The organism is Streptomyces sp. NPDC005151, assembly GCF_053599875.1.
On sequence record NZ_JBSFYR010000002.1, the window covers coordinates 119,585 to 145,752 of the forward strand.

At 69.4% G+C, this 26,168-nt stretch carries 18 protein-coding genes and 1 pseudogene; 13 read left to right on the plus strand and 6 right to left on the minus strand.

From position 1 onward, the window contains the following. From ACWD6R_RS02085 to ACWD6R_RS02105, 5 genes and pseudogenes are all read left to right on the plus strand, one after another. Positions 1 to 668: MSMEG_4193 family putative phosphomutase (locus tag ACWD6R_RS02085; RefSeq protein WP_451816918.1), on the plus strand; the 668-nt coding region annotated here is incomplete at its 5' end. A 106-nt stretch (positions 669 to 774) separates the two neighbouring features. Continuing rightward, on the plus strand, positions 775 to 1,365 hold the full coding sequence (locus tag ACWD6R_RS02090) for a DUF3090 domain-containing protein (protein WP_451816919.1): 591 nt from the start codon (positions 775 to 777) through the stop codon (positions 1,363 to 1,365). Further along, positions 1,329 to 2,174, plus strand: coding sequence for an SCO1664 family protein (locus tag ACWD6R_RS02095; protein WP_451816920.1), 846 nt, complete (start codon positions 1,329 to 1,331; stop codon positions 2,172 to 2,174). Before ACWD6R_RS02090 ends, ACWD6R_RS02095 begins: the two co-directional genes overlap by 37 nt. Positions 2,175 to 2,754: 580 nt before the next feature. Beyond that, positions 2,755 to 3,984, plus strand: coding sequence for a cysteine--1-D-myo-inosityl 2-amino-2-deoxy-alpha-D-glucopyranoside ligase (gene mshC / locus ACWD6R_RS02100; RefSeq protein ID WP_451816921.1), 1,230 nt, complete (start codon positions 2,755 to 2,757; stop codon positions 3,982 to 3,984). 245 nt (positions 3,985 to 4,229) lie between these two features. Then, positions 4,230 to 5,608, plus strand: a pseudogene (locus ACWD6R_RS02105) (DUF5110 domain-containing protein); the annotation flags it as partial. Positions 5,609 to 5,744: 136 nt separating this feature from the next. Here ACWD6R_RS02105 and ACWD6R_RS02110 read toward each other — a convergent pair. Beyond that, the gene (locus tag ACWD6R_RS02110; protein ID WP_451816922.1) at positions 5,745 to 6,794 is read right to left on the minus strand and encodes a PAC2 family protein; all 1,050 of its coding nucleotides are present in this window, start codon (positions 6,792 to 6,794) and stop codon (positions 5,745 to 5,747) included. A 256-nt stretch (positions 6,795 to 7,050) separates the two neighbouring features. On the opposite strand from ACWD6R_RS02110, the gene ACWD6R_RS02115 reads away from it, so the two are divergent. From ACWD6R_RS02115 to ACWD6R_RS02135, 5 genes are all read left to right on the plus strand, one after another. After that, on the plus strand, positions 7,051 to 8,394 hold the full coding sequence (locus ACWD6R_RS02115; RefSeq protein ID WP_451816923.1) for an L-fuconate dehydratase: 1,344 nt from the start codon (positions 7,051 to 7,053) through the stop codon (positions 8,392 to 8,394). Next, positions 8,394 to 9,173 (plus strand): SDR family NAD(P)-dependent oxidoreductase, encoded by a 780-nt coding sequence (locus tag ACWD6R_RS02120; RefSeq protein ID WP_451816924.1) that lies wholly within the window; start codon positions 8,394 to 8,396, stop codon positions 9,171 to 9,173. The genes ACWD6R_RS02115 and ACWD6R_RS02120 overlap by 1 nt, the downstream gene beginning before the upstream one ends. A gap of 73 nt (positions 9,174 to 9,246) precedes the next feature. Then, on the plus strand, positions 9,247 to 10,287 hold the full coding sequence (locus tag ACWD6R_RS02125; protein ID WP_451816925.1) for a sugar ABC transporter substrate-binding protein: 1,041 nt from the start codon (positions 9,247 to 9,249) through the stop codon (positions 10,285 to 10,287). A 133-nt stretch (positions 10,288 to 10,420) separates the two neighbouring features. After that, entirely contained in the window at positions 10,421 to 11,941 is a 1,521-nt protein-coding gene (locus ACWD6R_RS02130) for a sugar ABC transporter ATP-binding protein (RefSeq protein ID WP_451816926.1), read from the plus strand. Then, positions 11,938 to 12,990 (plus strand): ABC transporter permease, encoded by a 1,053-nt coding sequence (locus tag ACWD6R_RS02135; protein ID WP_451816927.1) that lies wholly within the window; start codon positions 11,938 to 11,940, stop codon positions 12,988 to 12,990. Before ACWD6R_RS02130 ends, ACWD6R_RS02135 begins: the two co-directional genes overlap by 4 nt. Before the next feature lie 218 nt (positions 12,991 to 13,208). On the opposite strand, the gene ACWD6R_RS02140 is transcribed toward ACWD6R_RS02135, so the two are convergent. The 5 genes from ACWD6R_RS02140 to ACWD6R_RS02160 form a co-directional block, all read right to left on the minus strand. Further along, positions 13,209 to 13,880, minus strand: a complete 672-nt coding sequence (locus ACWD6R_RS02140) for a FadR/GntR family transcriptional regulator (protein ID WP_451816928.1) — start codon at positions 13,878 to 13,880, stop codon at positions 13,209 to 13,211. Positions 13,881 to 14,641: 761 nt separating this feature from the next. Further along, the gene (locus ACWD6R_RS02145; RefSeq protein WP_451816929.1) at positions 14,642 to 16,252 is read right to left on the minus strand and encodes an FAD-dependent oxidoreductase; all 1,611 of its coding nucleotides are present in this window, start codon (positions 16,250 to 16,252) and stop codon (positions 14,642 to 14,644) included. 5 nt (positions 16,253 to 16,257) lie between these two features. After that, positions 16,258 to 17,784, minus strand: a complete 1,527-nt coding sequence (gene glpK, locus ACWD6R_RS02150) for a glycerol kinase GlpK (protein ID WP_451816930.1) — start codon at positions 17,782 to 17,784, stop codon at positions 16,258 to 16,260. A 55-nt stretch (positions 17,785 to 17,839) separates the two neighbouring features. Then, positions 17,840 to 18,631 (minus strand): MIP/aquaporin family protein, encoded by a 792-nt coding sequence (locus ACWD6R_RS02155; protein ID WP_451816931.1) that lies wholly within the window; start codon positions 18,629 to 18,631, stop codon positions 17,840 to 17,842. 231 nt (positions 18,632 to 18,862) lie between these two features. Beyond that, entirely contained in the window at positions 18,863 to 19,627 is a 765-nt protein-coding gene (locus ACWD6R_RS02160) for an IclR family transcriptional regulator (protein WP_451816932.1), read from the minus strand. A gap of 239 nt (positions 19,628 to 19,866) precedes the next feature. On the opposite strand from ACWD6R_RS02160, the gene metH reads away from it, so the two are divergent. The 3 genes from metH (at position 19,867) to ACWD6R_RS02175 (ending at position 26,165) form a co-directional block, all read left to right on the plus strand. Further along, positions 19,867 to 23,379: a methionine synthase gene (metH, locus tag ACWD6R_RS02165; protein ID WP_451816933.1), complete on the plus strand. Its 3,513-nt coding sequence runs from the start codon at positions 19,867 to 19,869 to the stop codon at positions 23,377 to 23,379. Between the two features lie 120 nt (positions 23,380 to 23,499). Further along, complete coding sequence (locus ACWD6R_RS02170) at positions 23,500 to 24,201, plus strand: HAD family hydrolase (RefSeq protein WP_451816934.1); 702 nt, start codon at positions 23,500 to 23,502, stop codon at positions 24,199 to 24,201. 362 nt (positions 24,202 to 24,563) lie between these two features. Continuing rightward, positions 24,564 to 26,165 carry an ABC transporter substrate-binding protein gene (locus ACWD6R_RS02175; protein WP_451816935.1) on the plus strand — a complete coding sequence of 534 codons (1,602 nt, stop codon included), beginning with the start codon at positions 24,564 to 24,566 and terminating at the stop codon, positions 26,163 to 26,165. The last annotated feature ends 3 nt before the right edge of the window (positions 26,166 to 26,168 follow it).

Below are 26,168 nucleotides of genomic sequence, written 5' to 3' on the forward strand. Positions count from 1 at the left end.
CCGGGCGGTGGGGGCGCGGCGCCGGCGGCGGCCCGGGGGTGAGGCCGGGGGGGGGCGCCGGGCGGCCCCCGCCCTGCGCCCCGCGGCTCGCCTCCCTGCCCCTCGCCGCCGCCGTCAGCAGCCCGCTGCAGCGCTGCCGGGAGACTCTGCAGCCGCTGCTCGACGCCCGGCCGGGGCTGCCGCTGCACACCGAGGAGCGGATCAGCGAATGCGACTACGGCGACTGGGCGGGGCGCAAACTCGCGGAACTCACCGACGAGCCGCTGATGGCCGTCGTGCAGCAGCACCCCTCGGCCGCGGCCTTTCCCGGCGGTGAGTCGATGCGGGTGATGCAGGCGCGGGCCGTCGATGCCGTACGGGAGTGGAATGCCCGGATCGAGGCCGAGCACGGTGACGGCGCGGTGTACGTGATGTGCTCGCACGGCGACATCATCAAGTCCGTCGTCGCCGATGCGCTCGGGATGCATCTCGACCTCTTCCAGCGGATCCAGGCCGAACCCTGCTCGGTCACCGCGATCCGCTACACGCGGCTGCGGCCCTTCCTGCTGCGGCTCGGCGACACCGGGGACTTCGCGTCGCTGGAGCCGCGCGAGGAGAGCGCCGGCGCGGCCACGGATACGGAAGCAGGTACGGATGCGGTGGTCGGCGGCGGCGCTGGGGCGCCGTGATCGCTCCGCGCAGTAGGGTGGACGCGCCGTAGGCGCCCTTCCCTCCGGGACTCTCCCGGAACCCGGCCGCCCCTCATTTGCCGTCAATTCTCAAGGGAGACAGGACGTGTCCCGTCAGGTGTTCCTCTACGACCCCCCGGACCGTTTCGTGGCCGGTACGGTCGGGCAGCCTGGACGCCGTACGTTCTTCCTGCAGGCTTCCTCAGGCGGACGTGTCACCAGCGTGGCCCTGGAGAAGACCCAGGTCGCCGCGCTTGCCGAGCGGATCGACGAACTGCTCGACGAGGTCGTGCGGAGGACCGGCGGGAACTCGCCGGTGCCCGCAGTGGCCCCGATGGACGTCACCGACACCGCTCCGCTCGACGTGCCCGTCGAGGAGGAGTTCCGGGTCGGGACGATGGCTCTCGCCTGGGACGGCGAGGAACAGCGCATGATCGTCGAGGCGCAGGCCCTGGTCGAGCTGGACGCGGACTCCGACGACGATCTCGCGGAGGCCGAGGAACGGATGCTGCAGGACGAGGAGAACGGTCCGCCGATGCTCCGGGTCCGGCTCAGCGGCGCGCAGGCGCGCGCGTTCGCCAAGCGCGCCCTGGACGTCGTGAACGCCGGCCGTCCGCCTTGCCCGCTGTGCAGCCTGCCGCTCGACCCGGAAGGACACGTATGCCCGCGCCAGAACGGATACCGACGGGGAGCCTGACGGACACCCGGCTGATCACTCTGCTCACCGAGGGACAGCTCACTGTCCGCGGTCAGATCCGTGACGCGTCCAATGCGGTGCTCTACTGCACGGTCGCGTACGAGGGCGAGGAGCGCACCTGCGTATACAAGCCCGTCGCCGGGGAACAGCCGCTGTGGGACTTCCCCGACGGCACGCTCGCCGGGCGCGAGGTCGCCGCGTACGCGATCTCCGAGGTGACGGGGTGGGGGCTGGTGCCGCCGACCGTGCTGCGGGACGGGCCGTACGGGGAGGGGATGTGCCAGCTGTGGATCGAGGCGCCCTCGGAGGCAGCCCCGGACGGTGAGCCTCCGCTGCTGGCGCTCGTCGAGGACGAGGGGCCGGGGGACGGGTGGAAGGCCGTTGCCCAGGCCGAGGTGGGCGAGGGGAGGACGGCTCTGCTGGTGCACGCGGACGATCCGCGGCTGCGGCGGCTGGCGGTCCTCGACGCGGTGATCAACAACGCCGACCGGAAGGGCGGGCACCTGCTGCCGGCGCCGGACGGCCGGCTGTACGGCATCGACCACGGAGTGACGTTCAATGCGGACGACAAGCTGCGGACGCTGCTGTGGGGGTGGGCGGGGGAACCGCTGACGGCCGAGGCCGTCGATGTGCTGGACCGGCTGGCGGAAGAGCTGGCCCCGGGGACGGCGCTGGTCACCCGACTGGCGGAGCTGATCACTGCGGCGGAGATCGATGCGTTGCGGGGGCGGGTGGAGGCGCTGCGGGTGACGGGGCGGCACCCGGGGCCGAGTGGCGGGTGGCCCGCGATCCCCTGGCCACCGGTGTGACGGGCCGGGGGCCGTTTCCCCTGCCCGCTCCTCCCCGGACCCGGAGGCGCCGCCCCCCGACCTCCGCTTCTCAAGCGCCGGAGGGGCTGGTTTTCGGGGGCTCTGCCCCGGACCCCGTCCCGTGAAGGTCCGGGCGGAATCTTCCCGGCGGTGGGTGGCCGAAAATCGAGCCCGTCCGGCGTTGGAGAACGTCCTTGAGCCCGCCCGGCGTCGAGGGCGTCCTTACGGCTTCCCCCACGACAGGGAGTGGGCTCCCGACGCCCTGCGACTCCGCTTGCGGCGTTGTTGTCGGTCACCGACGCTCCGCGTCGACTCGGTCCTCCGCCTTGCCGTCGAAGCCGCATGACGCCGCTCGCTGATCCACTCCCCGTCGTGGGGGAGGCCGTTACGCCGTCCGAGGGGGCCTGCGGGCCTCGCACAGCCCGTCCGGCGACGGAGGGACCGGGGGCCCGGACAGAGCCACGGTTCCGGGACGCGGCGGGGTGGGGGAGCGAGCACCGCGGAAGCGCAAGACCGTCTCTCCGGCCAGGATCCCGTATCCGGTTCGTATCCGGAAGCGACGTCCGGTTACGCTCATGACATGTATGCCTGGCCCGCTTCTGAGGTCCCCGCCCTGCCTGGCAAGGGCCGCGACCTTCGGATCCACGACACCGCGACCGGCGGACGGATCACTCTTGACCCCGGTCCCGTCGCCCGCATCTACGTCTGCGGCATCACGCCGTACGACGCGACCCACATGGGTCATGCGGCGACCTACAACGCGTTCGACCTCGTTCAGCGCGTGTGGCTCGACACCAAGCGGCAGGTTCACTATGTCCAGAATGTGACCGACGTGGACGATCCGCTGCTGGAGCGGGCCGTGCGCGACGGTCAGGACTGGACCGAGCTCGCCGAGCGCGAGACGGCCCTCTTCCGCGAGGACATGACCGCCCTGCGCATGCTTCCGCCGAAGCACTACATCGGCGCGGTGGAGGCGATACCCGGCATCGTCCCGCTCGTCGAACGGCTCCGGGACGCCGGTGCCGCCTACGAACTCGACGGAGACGTGTACTTCTCCGTCGAGACCGACCCGCACTTCGGCGAGGTGTCCAACCTGGACGCCGAGGCGATGCGGCTGCTCTCCGCAGAGCGCGGGGGCGACCCGGAGCGCCCGGGGAAGAAGAACCCGCTCGACCCGATGCTCTGGATGGCCGCCCGCAAGGGTGAGCCGAGCTGGGACGGTGCCTCGCTCGGTGCCGGCCGGCCCGGCTGGCACATCGAGTGCGTGGCCATCGCCCTGGACCACCTCGGCATGGGCTTCGACGTCCAGGGAGGCGGGTCCGACCTCGCCTTCCCGCACCACGAGATGGGCGCCTCGCATGCCCAGGTGCTGACCGGCGAGCACCCGTTCGCCCAGGCGTACGTGCACGCCGGCATGGTCGCTCTGGACGGCGAGAAGATGTCCAAGTCCCGGGGCAACCTGGTCTTCGTGTCGGCGCTGCGCCGCGACGGCGTGGATCCGGCCGCGATCAGGCTGGCGCTGCTCTCGCACCACTACCGGTCGGACTGGGAGTGGACCGACCAGGTGCTCGCCGACGCCGTCGAGCGGCTCGCACGGTGGCGTTCCGCCGTCTCCCGGCCCGACGGACTGTCCGCCGACGCCCTCGTCGAAGAGGTCCGCGAGGCCCTCGCCGACGACCTGGACGCACCGGCCGCTCTGGCCGCCGTGGACCGCTGGGCCGAGCGCCAGAACGCCGAGGGCGGTACGGACGAGGGTGCACCGGGCCTCGTCTCGCGCACCGCCGACGCGCTGCTGGGTGTCGCGCTGTAACACCCTGTAACAACCCGTCTTTCTCCGCCTGTCGGCCGGCCTCGGACTTCTCCACGAAGTTCGGGGCCGGTTCCGTTTTGTCCATGGTCAAATGCTTGTAGCTGCGCTAAAAGCTCTCTATACAATCATCAACGCGCATCAGAGTGGTGGCAGTTGCAGCTTTGCTGGGACTGGTCGCCGTGTTTGCGGGACCCGGCAGCGCACAGGCCGAACCCGCCGCGCCCGAGGCCACGACGGTCGGCGATCTGAGCGGTTTCTCCGCCGACGGGTCCGTCTACCACCTCAGAGCCGGCTCCGCCGAGGCCCGGGTCAGCTTCGTCACCGACGAGACCTTCCGTATCGAACTCGCCCCGGACGGTACGTTCTCCGACCCGACCGGCGACGACATCGTCCTGCCGCAGGGCGCCCCGCCGCACACCCGGTGGAAGGAGAAGAGCGACCGGTACGAGCTGTCCACCGGCAGCGTCACGCTGCGCGCCTACAAGTCGCCGCTGCGCTTCGAGCTCCACCGGGCCGACGGCAGCCTCGTCTGGTCCGAGGCCAAGGGGCTGAGCTGGGACGGGAAGCGCACCACCCAGACGCTGGCCCGCGGCGCCGACGAGCAGTTCTACGGCGCCGGCATGCAGAACGGGCGCGGCAACACCTCGCACCGCGACAAGACCGTCGAGGTCGGCGTCGACTACAACTGGAACGACGGCGGTCACCCCAACTCCGTGCCGTTCTACCTCTCCTCCGCCGGGTACGGCGTACCCACCGAGACGGGATCTATCTGCCGAAGGGCACCTGGATCGACTACTGGAGCGGCCGCACCTACCAGGGGCCCACGACCGTCGACCACTACAGCGCCCCGCTCGACACCCTGCCGCCCTTCGTGAAGGCCGGAGCCAGTGTGACGATGTGGCCGGGCATCCGCTCGTACCAGGACCGGACCGCCGACTCCTCGCTGGCCTGGGACATCTACCCGCAGGGCGCGTCCTCCTTCACGCTGTACGAGGACGACGGTGTCACCCGGCAGCACCGCGACGGCAGGTACGCCACCCAGCGGGCGGACGTCGACGCACCCGTCCGGGGCGCGGGCGACATCACTGTGAACATCGCTGAGAGCAAGGGGGACTTCACCGGCAAGCAGAGCAGGCGGCCGTACGAGTTCAGCGTGCACACCGGGTCCGCGCCGAGCGCGGTGAAGCTCGACGGCAAGCTGCCCCGGCTGGGTTCCGCGGCCGCGTACAAGACCGCGAAGCAGGGCTGGTGGTACGACCGGGACGACCGCGGCGGAGTCGTGAAGATCAAGACCGCACCGCTCTCCACCGGCAAGAAGTTCAGCGTGAAGCTGGAGGACACCAGCGCCGTCGGCGGGAAGAACGCGGCCGCCACGGCTGTCGTCTCCGCGCCGGACGGGCAGGAGGTCGGGGCGGGCGTCGCGGGCACGGTGGCCGTCGACGTCACCGCGGGCAGCGCCGATGTGACGGACGCCGCGGTCAGCCTGGACGTCCCCGAGGGCTGGCAGGTCACCCCGGCGAATACCGTGGACCGGATCCCGGCGGGCACCACCCGGCGGGTCGAGGTGGCGGTCACCCCGGCGAAGGACGCCACGGCCGGCGAGGCCCCGATCACCGCGCTCGCCCTGAAGGTCACCGACACCAACGGATCCAAGACCGGTGACCACGGGGACTGGGCCGCGGCGCGCTTCAGCTGCTCCTGAGCGGCCGGCTGGGCAGTGGTGCGCCGGGCGGGTCGAGTGCCCGCCCGGCGCACTGCCGTCAGTCCTCCGATGAACCTTCGGAGTCGTTGTCGTCGTCGGAGGGTTGCTCCTGAGTGGGCTCACCAGAGGTTCCCGGTGGTGTCCCCGTCTCCGGCCGCGACGGCTTCGGCGGCCTGGTGCGGCCGCTCGACGTGTCGCGCAGATACGCGGCGTCGCCGCCCTCCGTCGCATGCCCGCCCGGCGCCTGGCCCGGTCCGGAGCCCGGGCCGATGTCCCGGTGCCGCAGATACCGCTCGAACTCCCGGGCGATGGCTTCGCCCGTCGCCTCGGGAAGCTCCGCGGTGTCCCGGGCCTCCTCCAGCGTCTGCACGTACTCCGCCACTTCGCTGTCCTCGGCGGCCAGTTGATCGACCCCGAGCTGCCAGGCCCGCGCGTCCTCGGGCAGCTCGCCCAGCGGGATGCGCAGTCCGAGCAGGTCCTCCAGGCGGTTCAGCAGTGCCATGGTGGCCTTCGGGTTGGGCGGTTGCGACACATAGTGCGGCACGGCCGCCCAGAGGCTCACCGCGGGCACACCCGCATGCGTGCACGCCTCCTGAAGGATGCCGACGATGCCCGTCGGTCCCTCGTACCGGGTCTCCTCCAGATCCATGGCCCGTGCCAGATCCGGGTCGGAGGTGACTCCGCTGACCGGCACCGGGCGGGTGTGCGGGGTGTCGCCGAGCAGCGCGCCCAGCACCACCACCATCTCGACGCCCAGCTCATGGGCGAAGCCCAGGATCTCGTTGCAGAACGAGCGCCAGCGCATCGACGGCTCGATACCGCGGACCAGGACGAGATCGCGGGGCTTGTCCCCGCCGATACGGACCACGGAGAGCCGCGTGGTGGGCCAGGTGATCTTGCGTACCCCGCCGTCCAGCCAGACCGTCGGCCGGTTGACCTGGAAGTCGTAGTAGTCCTCGGCGTCGAGCGCCGCGAACACCTCGCCCTTCCACTCCCGGTCCAGGTGCGCGACCGCTGTGGAGGCGGCGTCACCTGCGTCGTTCCACCCCTCGAACGCGGCCACCATGACCGGGTCGATCAGCTCGGGAACCCCCGCGAGCTCGATCACCCAGGCCTCCTTCCGAAGTTCCCTTGCGTACGCACCAACCTTACGGCGTCGGGGCTCCATCGCCGCAGCCCCTGTCCACTGCCGGGTGAACCTGGCCCCAGGGGGTGCATCACCGGCCCAACCAGGGCACCGGCCTCCGAATTCATCCGAGCTGTGTCCCGTCAATTTCGGCTCAACTCTGGACGTTGGTGCCTTCGTGACGCTATACATCGGATGACCAGAGCAGAGGTCCGATGTTATTCCCCTGGGGGCGCACATGAGTCAGACCGTCACGGACTTCGAGGTCCACGACATCCGTTTCCCGACCTCGGAGCAACTGGACGGCTCGGACGCCATGAACCCCGATCCCGACTACTCCGCCGCCTATGTCGTACTGCGTACAGATGCCCCGGACAGCTCGGACGACGACGGAGCCGCTATCGAGGGTCATGGCTTCTGCTTCACCATCGGGCGCGGCAACGAGGTGATGGCGGCCGCGATCGACGCGCTGCGCCCGTACGTGGTCGGCCGTCCGGCGCCCCGTACCGCCGCCGATCTCGGCGCGCTGTACCGCGAGCTCACCCATGACTCGCAATTGCGCTGGCTCGGCCCGGAGAAGGGCGTAATGCACATGGCGGCGGGCGCGGTCGTCAACGCCGCATGGGACCTGGCCGCGAGGCAGGCGGGCAGACCCGTCTGGCAGTTCCTCGCGGAAATGACTCCGGAGGAGCTCGTCTCCCTCGTCGATTTCCGCTATCTCACCGATGTCCTCACCCCGGACGAGGCCCTCGAGATCCTCCGGACGGCCGAACCGGGCCGCGCCGGGCGAGCCGAACGGCTGCGTGCCGAGGGCTACCCCGCGTACACCACGTCGCCCGGCTGGCTCGGCTACGCCGACGACAAGCTGGTCCGACTGGCGAAGGAGGCCGTCGCGGACGGCTTCACCCAGATCAAGCTGAAGGTCGGCGGAGACCTCGGCGACGACGTCCGCAGGCTCTCCCTGGCCCGCGAGGCCGTCGGACCGGACATCAGGATCGCCGTCGACGCCAACCAGCGGTGGGACGTCGCCGACGCGGTGGAGTGGCTGACCGCGCTCGCGCCGTTCGACCCGCACTGGATCGAGGAGCCGACCAGCCCCGACGACATCCTCGGGCACGCCGCAGTCCGGGCCGGGCAGCCGGTCAAGGTCGCCACCGGTGAACACGTCGCCAACCGCGTCGTGTTCAAGCAGCTGCTCCAGGCCGGCGCCGTCGACTTCGTCCAGATCGACGCGGCGCGCGTCGCGGGCGTCAACGAGAACCTGGCGATCCTGCTGCTCGCCGCCAAGTTCGGCGTACCGGTCTGCCCGCACGCGGGCGGCGTCGGACTGTGCGAGCTGGTGCAGCATCTGTCGATGTTCGACTACGTGGCGGTCTCCGGCAGCTGGGAGAACCGCGTGATCGAGTACGTCGACCACCTCCACGAACACTTCGCCGACCCCACCGTGATCGAAGGGGGCCGCTACGTCGCCCCGAGCTCCCCGGGCTTCTCCGCCCGGATGCTCCCCGACTCGATCGCCGCACACCGTTACCCGGAGGGCCCCGTATGGCAGGCCCGCCGCACGCCCGAGGAGGCCAACTGATGGCCGGAACAAGCGACTTCGAGGGGATGTCCGCCCTGGTGACGGGCGGTGCCTCCGGTATCGGAGCCGCCGTCGCGACACTGCTGCTGGAACGCGGCGCGCGCGTGGCTGTGCTCGACCGGGAGACCGCGGGCGCCCCCGAGGGCACCCTCGCCGTGAAGGCGGACGTCACCGACGACGACGCCGTGCGCGAGGCGGTGGACCGGGCAGCCGCCGAACTGGGCTCGCTGCACACCGTCGTGTCCAACGCGGGCATCGGCTCGATCGGCACCGTCGAGGACAACGCCGACGACGAGTGGACCCGGGTCCTGGACATCAATGTCCTCGGCATGGTCCGCACCGCCCGGCACGCCCTGCCCCATCTGCGGCGTGCGGCGGCCGACCGGCCCGGCGCCGTCTCGATCACCCACACCTGTTCCATCGCGGCGACCGCCGGACTGCCGCAGCGCGCCCTGTACAGCGCCAGCAAGGGCGCGGTGCTCTCGCTGACCCTCGCCATGGCCGCCGACCACGTCCGCGAAGGTGTACGCGTCAACTGCGTCAACCCCGGCACCGCGGACACCCCGTGGATCGGCCGGCTCCTCGGCCAGGCCGACGACCCGGCCGCCGAACGCGCTGCACTCGACGCCCGTCAGCCGCTGGGACGACTCGTGTCGGCCGACGAGGTCGCCGCCGCGATCGTCTACCTCGCCAGCCCCGCCGCCGCCTCCGTCACGGGCACGGCACTCGCGGTCGACGGCGGAATGCAGGGCCTGCGCCTGCGGCCCGCCGGCAACTGAACCACCCCACCGAACCCGAGCCGCACCATCCAACCGAGCACCGAGCCAGTACTCCACGAAGGACGGGACACCAATGAGAGTGCGTACGACGAGTGCGGCAGCCTGCGCCGTGCTGCTGGCCGTCACTGCCCTCGCGGGCTGCAACCGCGAGTCCACCGATGACGGCGCGGGCGCCGGGAAGGTCGGTATCGACCTGCCGCGCAGCGACAGCGACTTCTGGAACTCGTACCAGAACTACATCGAGAAGGGCGTCAAGGCGGGTGAGGTCAAGGCACTTCCGCTGACCAACTCGCAGAACGACATCGGCAAGCTCGTCGCCAATGTCCAGACGTTCACCGACCAGGGCGCCAAGGCCGTCGTGATGGCCCCGCAGGACACCGGCGCCATCGCCGAGTCGCTGAACTCGCTGAACGACAAGAAGATCCCGGTCATCAGCGTCGACACCCGCCCCGACAAGGGCAACGTCTACATGGTCGTCCGCGCCGACAACAAGGCGTACGGAACCAACGCCTGCAAGTACCTCGGCGAGCAGCTGAAGGGCAAGGGCAAGGTCGTCGAGTTCCAGGGCGACCTGTCCTCGATCAACGGCCGCGACCGGTCCGAGGCGTTCAAGGCCTGCATGGACAAGGACTACCCGGGCATCAAGGTCTTCGAGCTGGCCACCGACTGGAAGGGCGACGTCGCGTCCGCCAAGCTCCAGTCCACGCTCGCCGCGCACCCCGACATCAACGGAATCTACATGCAGGCCGGCGGTGTCTTCCTGCAGCCGACCCTCGCGCTGCTGGAGCAGAAGAAGCTGCTGAAGCCGGCCGGTACGGCGGGCCACATCACGATCATCTCCAACGACGGCATCCCGGAGGAGTTCGACGCCATCAGGGCGGGCAAGATCGACGCGACGATCTCACAGCCCGCCGACCTGTACGCGAAGTACGCGCTGTACTACGCCAAGGCGGCCCTGGACGGTAAGACCTTCAAGGAAGGCCCGACCGACCACGACTCGAACATCATCAAGATTCCCAATGGTTTCGAGGACCAGCTTCCCGCGCCCCTGGTGACCAAGGACAACGTGGACGACCCGAAACTGTGGGCCAATCAGCTAGAGAAGAAGAGCTAGCCGTGACTCCTCCCTCTCGTTGCCGAGAGGGCTTCCCTCTCGGCAACGAAGAGCCGAGACGCGGCCAAGCCCTGACCGCCGCCCGAGGGCAGGGCACCGACATCACTACAGCGCTTCGCTGAGAAGGGGTCTGATGGAAAAGGCACCACCTGCCGTACAGGCGGAAGGCGTCGTCAAACGCTTCGGGCCCACCGTGGCGCTCGACGGTGTGCAGCTCACCGTGCAGCCCGGGGAGTCCCATGCCCTCGTCGGCCGTAACGGCGCGGGCAAGTCCACGCTGGTCAGCGTCCTGACGGGGCTGCACAAGGCGGACGCGGGCACGGTCCGCTTCGGCGAGGAGCCCGCGCCCGCCTTCGGGGACACCACGGCCTGGCAGTCGAAGGTCGCCTGCGTCTACCAGAAGTCCATGGTCGTCCCCGATCTGACCGTCGCCGAGAACCTCTTCCTCGGCCGGCTGGACGACGAGTCGCGGTGGATCAGCTGGGGGAGACTCCGCAGGCGTGCGGAGCAGCTCCTCGCCGAGTACGGGGTCCAGGTCGACCCCAACACCCGGGCCAGGGATCTGGCCGTGGAGCAGCGGCAGTTCGTCGAGATCGCCCGGGCGCTGTCCTTCGGCGCCCGGCTGATCATCCTCGACGAACCGACCGCCCAGCTCGACGCCCGCGGCATCGGGCGGCTCTTCGACAAGCTCAGGGAGCTGCAGAGCCAGGGAGTGGCGTTCCTCTTCATCTCCCACCATCTGCAGGAGGTGTACGACCTGTGCACCGCGGTCACCGTCTACCGCGACGCCCGCCACGTCCTGACCGCCCCGGTCACCGACCTCACCAAGACCGAACTGGTCACGGCGATGACGGGCGAGAAGGGCAGCGGACCCGCCGCCTGGCACGCGGGCGGTGACAGGGCAGCGGTACGGGACGCGTCGGCGGAGCCCGTCCTGCGCACCGAAGGGCTTTCCCTGGAGGGCCAGTTCGAGCCGCTGGACCTCCAGGTCCGCCCCGGCGAGGTGCTCGGCCTCGCCGGATCCGCGGCCAGCGGCAACACCGCACTCGGTGAGGCGCTCGCCGGGATGCGGAAGGCCGGCGGCGGCACGGTCTACGTACACGGGAGGACGGTGCCGTCCGGCAGCGTGCCGCACGCGCTGGACGCCGGGATCGGATACATCCCCGAGGACCGACACGACCAGGGCCTCGTCCTGGGACGCAGCGTCGCCGAGAACGCCACCCTCACGGTCACCGACCAGCTCGGGCCGTGGGGGACCGTACTGCCGTCCCGCACCAGGGAGTTCGCACGGTCGATGATCGAGTCGCTGGATATCAAGACACAGGGACCCGAACAGCCCGTCGCCGGGCTGTCGGGCGGCAACCAGCAGAAGGTGGTGGTCGCCCGCGCACTGGCCCGCAAGCCGAGCGTGCTGGTCGCGGTCCGGCCCACCGCGGGTGTGGACGTCAAGTCCAAGGACTCGCTGCTCGGCGTCGTCCGGCGGGTCGCCGACGAGGGCAATGCCGCAGTCGTCGTCTCGGACGAGCTGGACGATCTGCGGGTCTGCGACCGGGTGCTCGCCCTGTTCCACGGGCGCGTGGTCGGGGCGTTCGGAAGCGGGTGGACCGACGGGGAACTCGTCGCCGCCATGGAAGGTGTGGGGGAAAGGGAATGACCGGCACGATACGGCCGTCGACGGCCGACGACATCAACGGGGGACTCAAGGGCGGGCTCGGCGACGACAGCCCGCTGAGCCGGCTCAAGCTGATCCGGTGGAGCGACTTCTCCCTGGTGCCGGTGATCCTGGTGCTGATGGTGATCGGCTTCATCGTCTCGCCGGTCTTCCTCACCTCCGACAACCTGATCAGCGTCGTCCAGCAGTCCTCCGAACTCAGCCTGCTGGTCCTCGGCCAGGCCCTGATCCTCATCTGCGGACGGATGGACCTGTCGCTGGAGTCGACGATCGGTATCGCGCCCGTCGTCGCCATGTGGCTGGTGCTGCCCACCGAGGGCGGCCGCTTCGCCGGCCTCGGCCTGCTGCCCACCTGGTCGGCGATCCCGCTCTGCCTGCTGGTGGGGCTCGCGATCGGCGCGATCAACGGCTTCCTGATGCTGAAGCTGCGGGTCAACGGCTTCATCGCCACGCTCGGCATGCTCACCATGCTGCGCGGACTCCACATCGGCATCACCGAGGGCAAGTCCATCACCGACGTCCCGGAGTCGTTCCGCTACCTCGGCAAGAGCGAGTGGCTCGGCGCACCGGCCGCGGTCTGGATCTGCCTGGTGCTCTTCGCGATCGGCGGTGCGGCGCTGGCCTGGCTGCGCCACGGGCGTTCGCTGTACGCGATCGGGGGCAACCCGGAAGCGGCACGGGCCGCGGGCATCCGGGTCGACCGGGTCACCTGGATCGTGCTTGCCATCGGCGGTCTGCTGGCGGCCTTCGCGGGCATCCTCTACACCGGCCACTACGGGGCGGTCGCCGCGACGCAGGGCAACGGCTGGATCTTCCAGGTGTTCGCCGCGGCGGTCATCGGCGGCATCAGCCTCAAGGGTGGCCGTGGCACGCTGTTCGGTGCGCTGACCGGCGTACTGACGCTGCAGCTGGTGGTCAATGTGATGACCCTCGGCGGCGTCCCCGCGCTGTGGAACCAGTTCCTCAACGGCGCGATCATCATCGTCGCCCTGGTCATCTCGCGCTTCGCGAGCGGCGAGAAGCAGGACTGAGACCGGCCGGCAAATGGGGGGCGGCGTCGCGGGGCTGGGCACGCACATCTGCCGCGTTGTCGTCAATCACCATGGCTCCGCCATGTCTCAATCCTCCGCCTTGCAGCTGCACGCACGCAGCCCCGCTCCTTCTCCCACCCCCCATTTGCCGGCCGGTCTGAACCGGGGTCCGTACGGGCCGGTGCGCGGAACCCTCCGCGCACCGGCCCGTACACATGTCACAGCGTCGACCTCAGCCACTGCTCCACGCTCGCCACATGCACCGTCGCCCAGGCCCGCGCAGCCTCCGCATCCCGGTCCCGCAGCGCCGACACGATCGCCCGGTGCTCGTGCAGCGTCCGGCTGACCGCGTCCTCCTGCGTCAGTCCGCGCCAGACACGGGCCCGCGTCGTCGGCCCGGAGAGACCGTCGAGCAGCGAGCAGAGCACCGAATTACCGGACGACTGCACGATGCCGCGGTGGAACTCCAGGTCGCAGGCGACCAGTTCCTCCACCGACGGCTGCGCGCCCAGCGCGTCCAGCTGGGAGCTCAGCACATCCAGCTGCGCCTCGCTGATCCGCGTCGCCGCCATCGCCGTCGCGGCGGGCTCCAGGATCCGGCGGACCGCCAGGAACTCCAGCACCGTGTCGTCGCGGTGGAAGTCCACGACGAAGCTCAGCGCCTCCAGCAGCAGCTGCGGGTCGAGGCTGGTGACGTACGTGCCGTCGCCCTGCCGGACGTCGAGGATGCGGATCAGCGACAGGGCGCGGACGGCCTCCCGCAGCGAGTTGCGGGAGAGCCCGAGTTCCGCCGCGAGTTCGCTCTCCTTGGGCAGCCGGTCGCCTGGCCGTAGCGCACCCGAGACGATCATTTCCTTGATCTTCTCGATCGCCTCGTCGGTGACAGCCATGACGGTCCTCCTGGATTCGGACGGGATCAGACCCCGGCACAAGACATCCGATGTATCCCTTCATTATGGGGGTACACAACTGCTGGGCGGGCAAGTCGTTTTGGCGCAGTTGGGCACGTTTGAGTGAACGGCGTGACGATCTGCTGGTGTGCCTGGTGGGGTGTGCGTAGCGTGGTCGGTGCGATCTGGGACGCCGGGTGTGGTGTCAGCAGTCGGGGCCCCCGTGTCACCAGCGAGATGGTTCGGGGCCTCCCCGTCGCCTTTGGCCTCACCCATATGGCCAGGTCGTGAGGGATTCCGCCCGTCTGGGAGGGACCGCATACGGGATATGCGTCGCCGCCCAGGACGAGAAAGCGGAGGACCAGTGCGCCCAAGACCGTTCGGGGCGTGCCAGTGAGACAGGACTCACTCCTGCTCACTGTTCAGGAACGGTCGGATCAGACGGAAGAACCCCGTCTGCCGGAGGAGGCGATCGATCGCTCACTTCCAGAGCGTCGAGGGAGCCTCGCGCCGTACCACCGGAGCGACTTCCTCCGCGAAGCGCTGCAGCGTCTCGATCTGTTCGGGGTGGCTCAGCCCGAACCCGCTCGATCTGGCCGCGGGAGATCTGGCCGAGCGTCGCGAAGTCCTCGGCGACCCGCACCGGACAGCGGTATGGCACGTCCACCGGCCGCCCCAGGTCACAGCGGGTACGCGGGCGGGGGCGGCTCCCCCCGTGGGAACCGCCCCCGCCCGTGCGTGCGTGCGTCAGCCGGTGCCGGTCAGCCCTTGTCGGCCAGCATTCCCTCGACCCTGGTCCGGATCTCGTCCGTGGCCAGGCCCCGGATCGTCAGCGTCGTGCGGCGGCGCAGCACGTCGTCGGCCGTCTCCGCCCACTCGTGGTCACGCGCGTAGGCGACCTGTGCCCAGATCTCCGGCGCGTCCGGGTGGATGCGCTCGCCCAGCGCCGGGTTCTCGTTCGCCAGCCGCGCGATGTCGAAGGAGAGCGAGCCGTAGTGCGTGGCGAGGTGCCGGGCGGTGTCGGCGGACATCCGCGGTCCGGGCGTTCCGCCGTCGATCAGCAGCCGGTGCGCGACCGCGTTCGGGTTGGCGATACCGGGCAGCGGGAGCTTCTTCGGCAGATGCGCCATGGGCTCCATGTCATCGGCCAGCGGGTGCCCGGGGAGCGCGGCCAGCTTGTTCATCACCGTACGGCCGATGTGGCGGAACGTCGTCCACTTGCCGCCCGCGACCGACAGCATCCCGCCGCGGCCCTCCGTCACGACCGTCTCGCGCTTGGCCTTGGAGGTGTCGCCGGGACCGCCCGGCAGCACCCGCAGGCCTGCGAAGGAGTACGTGATCAGATCGCGCGACAGCTGCTGGTCCTTGATCGAGAACGCCGCCTCGTCCAGGATCTGCGCGGTGTCCTTCTCGTTGACCGCGACGTCCGCCGGATCGCCCTCGTACTCCTCGTCCGTCGTACCGAGCAGCAGCATGTCCTCCCAGGGCAGGGCGAACGTGATGCGGTACTTGTCGATCGGGGTGGCGAGCGCGGCCTTCCAGGGGCGGGTGCGCTTCAGGACGAGGTGCGCGCCCTTGGACAGACGTATCGAAGGCGCCGCGTTCGGGTCCTCCATCTTCCGCAGGTGGTCGACCCACGGGCCGGTGGCGTTCAGCACGAGCCGGGCGGTGACGCCGAACTCCGTGCCGTCCGTACGGTCCTCCAGGTCGGCGCCCGTCACCCGGCCCTTGGTGAACCGCAGCCCGGTCACCGCGGCGTGGTTGAGGACGACCGCGCCCGCGTCGACGGCCGCGCGGACCGTCATCAGTGCCATCCGGGCGTCGTTCATCTGGTCGTCGCCGTAGACCGCGACCGCCTTCAGATTGTCCGTACGCAGCTCCGGCACATCGCGCTGCGCCTTCGCCGGGCTGATCACATGGCCGACGCCGTCACCGAACGCGGACAGCGCCGAGTACGCGAACACACCCGCACCCAGCTTGGCCGCGCCGTGCGGTCCGCCCTTGTAGACGGGCAGGTAGAAGGTGAGCGGGTTGGCCAGGTGCGGGGCCACCTGACGGGACACCGCACGTCGCTCGAAGTGGTTCTCCGCGACCAGCTTCACCGCGCCGGTCTGCAGGTAGCGCAGGCCGCCGTGGAGCAGCTTGGAGGAGGCGGAGGAGGTGGCGCCGGCGAAGTCGCCGGCGTCCACCAGGGCCACCCGCAGCCCGGACTGCGCGGCGTGCCAGGCGGTGGAGATGCCCAGGATGCCGCCACCGATCACCAGGAGGTCGTACGTCGCCTTGGAGAGCTGCTCCCGAGTCTCGGCGCGGCTCGGAAGGGAGCCGGAGGCCGGGTGCGTCCCGAGGGCCGGGACGCTCTGCAGGGTGGTCATGTCGATTACTCCTCGTCTTCGATCCAGCCCATGGTCCGTTCCACGGCCTTGAGCCAGCTCTTGTACTCGCGTGCGCGGGTGTCCGCGTCCATGCGGGGGGTCCACTCGGCGGCCCGGCGCCAGTTGGCGCGCAGCGCGTCGGTGTCCGGCCAGAAGCCGACGGCGAGACCGGCGGCGTAGGCGGCGCCGAGGCAGGTCGTCTCGGCGACCATGGGCCGCACCACGGGCGCGTCCAGGAAGTCGGCGAGCGTCTGCATCAGCAAGTTGTTGGAGGTCATACCGCCGTCGACCTTGAGGGCGGCCAGCTCGACACCGGAGTCCTTGGTCATGGCGTCGGTGATCTCGCGGGTCTGCCAGGCGGTGGCCTCGAGGACGGCACGGGCGATGTGCGCCTTGGTGACGTACCTGGTGAGTCCGGTGATGACACCGCGGGCGTCGGAGCGCCAGTACGGGGCGAAGAGACCGGAGAAGGCGGGCACGAAGTACGCGCCGCCGTTGTCCTCGACCGACGAGGCCAGCGTCTCGATCTCGGCGGCGGACTTGATCAGACCCATCTGGTCGCGCATCCACTGCACGAGCGAACCGGTGACGGCGATGGAGCCTTCCAGGGCGTAGACCGGCTTCTGGTCGCCGATCCGGTACCCGACGGTCGTCAGCAGTCCGTTGTACGAGTTGACGGGCGTTTCGCCGGTGTTCATGAGCATGAAGGTGCCCGTGCCGTACGTGGACTTGGCCTCGCCCTCGGAGAAGCAGGTCTGGCCGAAGAGGGCCGCCTGCTGGTCGCCGAGCGCGGACGCGACCGGGACGCCGGCCAGGACGCCGTCCTTGGCGACGCCGTACACCTCGGCGGAGGACCGGATCTCCGGCAGCACGGCGGCGGGGATCTCCATCGACTGGAGGATCCGCTGGTCCCACGTCAACTCGTTCAGGTTCATCAGGAGGGTGCGCGAGGCGTTCGTGACGTCGGTGACGTGCACGCCGCCGTCGGCGCCGCCGGTCAGGTTCCAGATGACCCAGGAGTCCATGGTGCCGAAGAGGATGTCGCCGCGCTCGGCGCGCTCGCGCAGTCCCTCGACGTTGTCGAGCAGCCAGCGGACCTTGGGTCCGGAGAAGTACGAGGCAAGCGGCAGCCCGGTCTCGCGGCGGAACCGGTCCTGGCCGACATTGCGGCCGAGCTCCTTGCAGAGCGCGTCGGTGCGGGTGTCCTGCCAGACGATCGCGTTGTGGACGGGCTCACCGGTGTTCTTGTCCCAGAGCACCGTGGTCTCGCGCTGGTTGGTGATGCCGATCGCCTTGACGTCGGCGGCGCTGATGCCCGCCTTGACGATGGCGCCGGCGACGACCTCCTGGACGTTCTCCCAGATCTCGGTCGCGTTGTGCTCGACCCAGCCGGGCTTCGGGAAGATCTGATCGTGCTCCTTCTGGTCGACGGAGACGATCCGGCCGTCCTTGTCGAAGACGATGCAGCGGCTGGAGGTGGTGCCCTGGTCGATGGCCGCGATGAACGGGCCGGTGGTGTGTGCGTCGGTCACGGTGTGCTCCTGGAGGTCTGTGAGATCTGAGGGTTACGGCTCTGAGCTCTACGGCTCACGCGAAGGCGACGTTGTAGAGCCCGCCCGCGATCGCACCGCCGATGAGGGGGCCGACGACCGGGATCCAGGCGTAGCCCCAGTCGGAACCGCCCTTGTTCGGCAGCGGCAGCAGCGCGTGCACGATACGCGGCCCGAGGTCGCGAACCGGGTTGATTGCGTAACCGGTCGGGCCGCCGAGCGAGAGACCGATGGCGACGACGACCAGGGAGGTGATCAGCGCGCCGAGCGTGCCGAGGCCGTCACCGTTGTTGTTCAGACCCTGCGTGAGGATCGCCAGGACCAGCACGACGGTGGCGATGACTTCGGTGATCACGTTCTGGACGGCGTTCCGGATCTCCGGGCCCGTCGAGAAGATGCCCAGCACCGGGCCGGCCTTCGGGGCGGCGGCCTGGTCGACCATGCCCTCTTCACTCGGCTGGCTGTACAGGGTCGCCGGGTCGGTCAGATGGGCCCGGAACTGCCCGTAGTACGTCAGCCAGACCAGCACCGCGCCGATCATCGCGCCGAGCAGCTGGGAGCCGAGGTACAGCGGCACGTCGCTCCACTCGGTGCTGCCCTTGATCGCAAGGCCGATGGTGACCGCGGGGTTGAGGTGTGCCCCCGACACCCCGCCGGCCAGATACGCGGCGGTCAGCACCGCGAAGCCCCATCCGAAGGTGATGGCGAGCCAGCCGGCGTTCTGTGCCTTGGAGTGCTTGAGAGTGACGGCGGCACAGACACCGCCGCCGAGCAGGATGAGTACGGCGGTACCGATGGTCTCGCCGATAAAGATGTCGGAGCTGGACACCCGTGACTCCTTTGTCCTTCGTCCAGGGAAGCCGAACCCCGGGTCCCTCCGGTGGTCCGTGCCCTCAGATGAGGGCTTGACCGGCCGTTGGCACTGTCACACCTTAGCGTGTATTGCCGTTAGGCGTTCGACAATGCCGACCGATGAACGGCAGTGTTTCCCCCTGGTGAATGAAGCGTCAAGAGTTCCTGGGCCCTTGATCCGATCGTTACCGATGATCCGCCAGTACGGTCAGAAGCGCCCGGCGCCGAGATCCCGGGAAACCGCCCGGGCGCAGTCCCGTACTGCCGCGACCAGCTCCGGACGGAGCTCGCCCCCGGAGCAGACGCGTTCCACTGCTCCGGTCACGGCAACCGCGCCGACCGGCATCCGGCGCCGGTCGTGGATCGGTGCGGCCACCGCGGCCACCCCCTCCCACGTCTCCTCCACGTCGTCCGCCCAGCCGCGCGCCCGGGTCAGCGAGAGCACCGACTCGAACTCCTCCAGGTCGGTGACGGTGCGTGGGGTGAAAGGCTGCCGCTCGGCCTCGACCGCCTCGGTGTGCGCCACCGGGTCGTACGCCGCGAGCACCTTGCCCAGCGCGGTGGAGTGCAGCGGCTGCATGGCCCCGACCTCCAGGACCTGCCTGCTGTCGTCGGGGCGGAAGACGTGGTGCACGATCAGGACGCCCTGCTGGTGCAGGACCCCCAGGTGGGCACTCTCGCCGCTGGAGCGGGCCAGGTCGTCCGTCCAGACCAGGGCGCGCGCCCGCAGCTCGTGGACGTCCAGATAGCTGTTGCCCAGGCGCAGCAGCTCGGCGCCCAGCTGATAGCGCCCCGAAGCCGTGTCCTGCTCCACGAAGCCCTCGTGCTGCAGCGTGCGCAGAATGCCGTGCGCGGTGCCCTTGGCCAGGCCCAGGGAGGAGGCGATGTCGGACAGCCCCAGCCGTCGATCGCCGCCCGTCAGCAGACGCAGCATTGCCGCCGCCCGTTCGAGCGACTGGATGTTCTTGGCCATGGCGCCGTACTCCTCCACTATGGTTCGACAATGCTGAACACTATCGGTCGATGCCGACCAATGCTCGATCGTGCGGCGATCCTGCTCCGCCGTACCGACCCGGACATTCCTCCGCACAGCATGCCGTCCGTTCCGTGGGACACAGTGACGGTCGAAGGCGGCGCCCGGCTACCCTGACGGGGTGCGGCCTCCACCGAAGCCGCAAAGCCGACAGCCGTCGCATCCCTGGGAGTACATCCATGGCCCCGTCGCCGACCTCTTCCGCCGACAGCCGGAACCGAGCCGAAGCCCTCCGCGAGGCACTCGCCACCCGCGTGGTGGTGGCCGACGGTGCCATGGGCACCATGCTCCAGGCACAGGACCCCACCCTTGAGGACTTCCAGCACCTCGAGGGCTGCAACGAGATCCTCAACGTCACCCGCCCGGACATCGTGCGCTCGGTGCACGAGGAGTACTTCGCGGTTGGGGTGGACTGCGTCGAGACGAACACCTTCGGTGCCAACCTCGCCGCCCTCGGCGAGTACGACATTCCCGAGCGGGTCTACGAACTCTCCGAGTCCGGCGCGCGCATCGCCCGTGAGGTCGCCGACGAGTTCACCGCCTCCACCGGACAGCAGCGCTGGGTCCTCGGCTCCATGGGCCCGGGCACGAAGCTGCCGACGCTGGGCCACGCCTCGTACGACAAGCTCCGCGACGCGTATCAGCGCAACGCCGAGGGCATGATCGCCGGTGGCGCCGACGCCCTCCTGGTGGAGACCACCCAGGACCTGCTGCAGACCAAGGCATCGATCATCGGCGCCCGCCGCGCCCTGGAGGCCACCGGCGCCAACCTGCCGGTGATCTGTTCCGTAACCGTCGAGACGACCGGCACGATGCTGCTCGGCTCCGAGATCGGCGCGGCACTCACCGCCCTGGAACCCCTCGGCATCGACCTCATCGGCCTGAACTGCGCCACCGGCCCCGCCGAGATGAGCGAGCACCTGCGCTACCTCGCCCGCCACTCGCGCGTCCCGCTCTCCTGCATGCCCAACGCCGGCCTCCCGGTCCTCGGCAAGGACGGCGCGCACTACCCACTGTCCCCGGCCGAGCTGGCCGACGCCCAGGAGACCTTCGTCCGCGAGTACGGCCTCTCGCTGGTCGGAGGCTGCTGCGGTACGACTCCGGAGCACCTGCGCCAGGTCGTCGAACGCGTCCGCGGCGTCGCCCTCACCCCCCGCGACCCGCGCCCCGAGCCCGGCGCCGCCTCGCTGTACCAGACCGTCCCGTTCCGCCAGGACACCTCGTACCTCGCCATCGGCGAGCGTACGAACGCCAACGGATCCAAGAAGTTCCGCGAGGCCATGCTGGAGGCCCGCTGGGACGACTGCGTGGAGATGGCGCGCGAACAGATCCGTGAGGGCGCGCACATGCTCGACCTCTGCGTCGACTACGTCGGCCGGGACGGTGTCGCGGACATGGAGGAGCTGGCCGGACGCTTCGCCACCGCCTCCACGCTCCCGATCGTGCTCGACTCCACCGAGCTGCCGGTCCTGCGGGCCGGCCTGGAGAAGCTCGGCGGCCGGGCCGTCCTCAACTCCATCAACTACGAGGACGGCGACGGACCCGAGTCGCGCTTCGCCAAGGTCACCCAGCTGGCCGCCGAGCACGGCGCCGCGCTGATCGCCCTGACCATCGACGAGGAGGGCCAGGCCCGCACCGTCGAGCACAAGGTCGCCGTCGCCGAGCGGCTGATCGAGGACCTGACCGGCAACTGGGGCATCCATGAGTCGGACATCCTCATCGACACCCTGACCTTCACCATCTGCACCGGCCAGGAGGAGTCCCGGGGCGACGGCGTAGCCACCATCGGCGCCATCCGCGAACTGAAGCGGCGCCATCCCGAGGTCCAGACCACACTCGGCCTGTCGAACATCTCCTTCGGTCTCAACCCGGCCGCCCGGGTCGTCCTGAACTCCGTCTTCCTCGACGAGTGCGTCAAGGCCGGTCTCGACTCCGCCATCGTGCACGCCTCGAAGATCCTGCCGATCGCGCGCCTGGAGGAGGAGCAGGTCAAGGTCGCACTCGACCTCATCTACGACCGTCGCGCCGAAGGCTACGACCCGCTGCAGCGGCTCATGGAGCTCTTCGAGGGCGTCAACATGAAGTCGATGAAGGCCGGCAAGGCCGAGGAGCTCCTCGCGCTGCCGCTCGACGAGCGCCTCCAGCGCCGCATCATCGACGGGGAGAAAAACGGCCTGGAGACCGACCTCGACGAGGCACTGCAGACCCGTCCGGCTCTCGACATCGTCAACGACACGCTGCTCGAAGGCATGAAGGTCGTCGGCGAGCTGTTCGGCTCCGGTCAGATGCAGCTGCCGTTCGTGCTCCAGTCCGCCGAGGTCATGAAGTCCGCCGTGGCCTACCTGGAACCGCACATGGAGAAGTCCGACGCGGAGGGCAAGGGCACGATCGTGCTGGCCACCGTCCGCGGCGACGTCCACGACATCGGCAAGAACCTCGTCGACATCATCCTGTCCAACAACGGCTTCAACGTCGTCAACATCGGCATCAAGCAGCCGGTCTCCGCGATCCTGGAAGCCGCGGAGGAGCACCGCGCCGATGTCATCGGGATGTCCGGCCTCCTGGTGAAGTCCACTGTGATCATGAAGGAGAACCTGGAGGAGCTGAACCAGCGCAAGCTGGCTGCCCAATATCCGGTGATCCTCGGCGGCGCGGCTCTCACCAGGGCCTATGTCGAGCAGGACCTCCACGAGATCTACGAGGGCGAGGTCCGCTACGCCCGCGACGCGTTCGAGGGACTGCGCCTGATGGACGCCCTGGTCGCGGTCAAGCGCGGCGTCCCCGGCGCCGCCCTCCCCGAGCTCAAGCAGCGCCGCGTCCCCAAGCGGGAGACCGCCGTACTGGAGGTCGAGGAGCCCGAGGACGGCGTACGGTCCGATGTCGCCACCGACAACCCGGTACCCGAACCGCCGTTCTGGGGCACCCGTGTCGTCAAGGGCATCCAGCTCAAGGAGTACGCGTCCTGGCTCGACGAGGGTGCGCTCTTCAAGGGCCAGTGGGGCCTCAAGCAGGCCCGCGCCGGTGACGGACCGACGTACGAGGAGCTCGTGGAGACCGAGGGCCGCCCGCACCTGCGCGGCTGGCTCGACAAGCTGCACACGGAGAACCTGCTGGAAGCCGCCGTGGTCTATGGCTACTTCCCGTGCGTCTCCAAGGGCGACGACCTGATCCTGCTGCACGAGGACGGTTCCGAGCGCACCCGCTTCACCTTCCCGCGCCAGCGCCGCGGCCGCCGCCTCTGCCTCGCGGACTTCTTCCGCCCGGAGGAGTCCGGTGAGACGGACGTGATCGGCCTCCAGGTCGTCACCGTCGGCTCGAAGATCGGCGGCGAGACCGCCAAGCTCTTCGAGGCCAATTCCTACCGCGACTACCTGGAGCTGCACGGTCTCTCCGTCCAGCTCGCCGAGGCCCTCGCCGAGTACTGGCACGCCCGGGTCCGTTCCGAGCTCGGCTTCGGCGGCGACGACCCGGCCACAGTCGAGGACATGTTCGCGCTGAAGTACCGCGGCGCACGCTTCTCCCTCGGCTACGGAGCCTGCCCCGACCTGGAGGACCGGGCGAAGATCGCCGACCTGCTGCAGCCCGAGCGGATCGGTGTCCACCTCTCCGAGGAGTTCCAGCTCCACCCTGAGCAGTCCACGGACGCGATCGTCATCCACCACCCGGAGGCGAAGTACTTCAACGCGCGGTAAGGAAATGTCCGACGCGCCGTAGCGGGACGAGTCGTAGACTGGTCGGTCCAGAGCAGGCCGGCCGCCCTTTCCCCTGGAAAAGGCGGCCGGCCTTCTCGTCCCTCATGGAAGGTGTGCCGCATGACCAGTACGGTCTCCGCGTCCTTGATCCGTACGGCGGAAGGCGCCGCCCTGCAGGCCGTCTTCCTCGACATGGACGGCACCCTGGTTGATACCGAGGGTTTCTGGTGGGAGGCCGAGGTGGCGGTCTTCGCCAGCCTCGGGCACCGGCTGGACGAGGCGTGGAAGGACGTGGTCGTCGGCGGGCCGATGACCCGCAGCGCCGGGTATCTCATCGAAGCCACCGGTGCGGACATCACCCTCCCGGAACTCACCGTGCTGCTCAACGACCGCTTCGAGGAGCGCATCGACCGCGGTGTGCCACTGATGCCGGGCGCCGCACGGCTGCTCGCCGAACTGGTGGCGCACGAGGTCCCGACCGCCCTGGTCTCCGCCTCGCACCGGCGCATCATCGACCGGGTGCTGGACTCGGTCGGCCACCACCACTTCTCGCTCACCGTCGCAGGTGACGAGGTCTCCCGGACGAAGCCGCACCCGGAGCCCTACCTCACCGCCGCCTCCGGCTTCGGGGCGGCCCCCGAGCGCTGTGCGGTCATCGAGGACACCGCAACCGGTGTCGCGGCGGCAGAGGCCGCCGGCTGCTGGGTCGTCGCCGTACCGTCCGTCGCACCGATCGCACCCGCGTCGGGCCGGGTCGTGGTGGGCTCCCTCGAAGAAGTCGATCTCGCATTTCTCCGCGGCCTGGTCACGGGAACGCATTGACCCCCGTACCGAGAGTATTTCTGTGAATGAATAGAAAAACTCTCGGCGTGGCCGTGTGCGCGTTTCGTCACGCATACGTAGGGAAAAGTCGGGAGCATGCCAAGGCGGAGAATGGCCCGGGGGTGAGCTTTGTCACCTCGAAGGCTCGCGGTCTCCCTCAAGATTGCCCGATCTATCCGTTTTGATCCACCCAATTGTCCCGATTCGTGGAGTCCTGTATGGACCCTTCCCCGCCCGGGAAATCAGCTCGGCGACAATTCCCTTCACCATTCGATTACGCATGGGGAGCAGCCGGTCAGGGATTACCGGCGGCTCCCACTAATGTCGTTTTCTCAATGGCCGGATGAGGGAGAACGTCCAGGATGAACCGCAAGACTCTGGTGCTGCCGGCCGTCGTCGGCCTGCTCGCCCCCGTACTCGCCGCCTGCGGCGCGACGGACGGCGGAAGCGATGGCAACGCCGCCATCATTGTCGGCACCACGGACCAGTTCGTCGCCACCGAGGACAACCCCGCGCCGCTCGACCCCGCCATCGGCTACGAAGCAGGCGTCTGGAACGTCCTGCGGCAGACCGTGCAGACACTGACCCACGTCCCGCGCGGCGGCGGCGAGCCCGTCCCCGAGGCCGCCGAGAGCTGTACGTTCACCGACCGGCAGAACGAGAGCTACCGCTGCAGGCTGCGCAGCGGTCTCACCTTCGCGAGCGGCAAGCCCGTCACCGCCGAGGACGTCAAGTACTCCATCAACCGGGTCATCGGCATCGACCGCGACAACGGACCCGTCGGCCTGCTCGCCAACATCGACACGATCGAGACCCGCGACGACAACGAAGTCATCTTCCACCTGAAGACGCCGGACGCGACCTTCCCCTACAAGCTCGCCACCCCGGCCGCCGGCATCGTGCCGAAGAGCAAGTACCCGGCGAAGTCCCCGCGCGAAGGCTTCCAGGTCGACGGCTCCGGCCCCTACACGATGAAGCCGGAAGTCAGGAACAACCAGGTCGACAAGGTCGTCTTCACCAGGAACCCGACGTACAAGGGCGATCTGAAGGTCCTCAACGACAAGGTCGAACTCGACCTCTTTCCCGACGCCACGGCGATGGGCAAGGCACTTGACGACAAGAAGATCGACATGATGACCCGCACCATGTCGCCCGGCCAGGCCAAGCAGATGCTGGAGAAGCCGAAGGACGGCATCAAACTCACCGAGATACCCGGCCTCGCCATCAGCTACCTGGGCTTCGACACCACCGACCCCGCGGTGAAGAACAAGGCCGTCCGCCAGGCCATCGCCCAGGTCATCGACCGCGGCCAGATCGCCGGCCAGGTCTACGGCACCACCGCCGAGCCGCTCTACTCGCTGATCCCGTCCGGCATCACCGGGCACACCAACTCGTTCTACAACAAGTACGGCGAGCCCAGCACCGGCAAGGCCGCCGCCCTTCTGCAGGCCGCCGGCATCGAGACCCCGGTGAAGTTCACCCTGCACTACACGACCGACTACTACGGTCCGGCCACCGCCGACGAGTTCAAGACGCTGAAGAAGCAGCTGAACGACACCGGGCTGTTCGACGTCACCACCCGGGGCACCCCCTGGGCGACGTACCGAGCGGCACAGAAGCGCGGCGACTACGCCGTCTACGGCCTGGGCTGGCTCCCGGACTTCCCGGACCCGGACAACTACACGGCGCCGTTCCTCGACAAGAACAACTTCCTCAACTCGCCCTACAGGTCCACGCTGGCCCAGAACACGCTGATCCCGCAGTCCCGCCGCGTCGCCGACCGCGCCGCCGCCTCCAAGACCTTCCAGAAGCTCCAGGACCTCGTCGCCACCGACGTCCCTGTGCTCCCGATCTGGCAGGGGAAGCAGTACATTGCCTCCCGCGACGGCCTCACCGGCGTCGAGTGGTCGGTCAACTCCTCCGCCGACCTCCAGTTCTGGGAGCTCGGCCGCAGCACCGCCTGAACC

Coding starts and splice junctions, on each gene's coding strand:
- ACWD6R_RS02115 (WP_451816923.1), top strand. CDS start 7,051: ATGAGTCAGACCGTCACGGACTTCGAGGTCCACGACATCCGTTTCCCG.
- ACWD6R_RS02145 (WP_451816929.1), bottom strand. CDS start 16,252: ATGACCACCCTGCAGAGCGTCCCGGCCCTCGGGACGCACCCGGCCTCC.
- ACWD6R_RS02120 (WP_451816924.1), top strand. CDS start 8,394: ATGGCCGGAACAAGCGACTTCGAGGGGATGTCCGCCCTGGTGACGGGC.
- ACWD6R_RS02095 (WP_451816920.1), top strand. CDS start 1,329: ATGCCCGCGCCAGAACGGATACCGACGGGGAGCCTGACGGACACCCGG.
- ACWD6R_RS02130 (WP_451816926.1), top strand. CDS start 10,421: ATGGAAAAGGCACCACCTGCCGTACAGGCGGAAGGCGTCGTCAAACGC.
- ACWD6R_RS02125 (WP_451816925.1), top strand. CDS start 9,247: ATGAGAGTGCGTACGACGAGTGCGGCAGCCTGCGCCGTGCTGCTGGCC.
- ACWD6R_RS02140 (WP_451816928.1), bottom strand. CDS start 13,880: ATGGCTGTCACCGACGAGGCGATCGAGAAGATCAAGGAAATGATCGTC.
- mshC (WP_451816921.1), top strand. CDS start 2,755: ATGTATGCCTGGCCCGCTTCTGAGGTCCCCGCCCTGCCTGGCAAGGGC.
- ACWD6R_RS02160 (WP_451816932.1), bottom strand. CDS start 19,627: ATGGCCAAGAACATCCAGTCGCTCGAACGGGCGGCGGCAATGCTGCGT.
- ACWD6R_RS02175 (WP_451816935.1), top strand. CDS start 24,564: ATGAACCGCAAGACTCTGGTGCTGCCGGCCGTCGTCGGCCTGCTCGCC.
- ACWD6R_RS02135 (WP_451816927.1), top strand. CDS start 11,938: ATGACCGGCACGATACGGCCGTCGACGGCCGACGACATCAACGGGGGA.
- ACWD6R_RS02170 (WP_451816934.1), top strand. CDS start 23,500: ATGACCAGTACGGTCTCCGCGTCCTTGATCCGTACGGCGGAAGGCGCC.
- metH (WP_451816933.1), top strand. CDS start 19,867: ATGGCCCCGTCGCCGACCTCTTCCGCCGACAGCCGGAACCGAGCCGAA.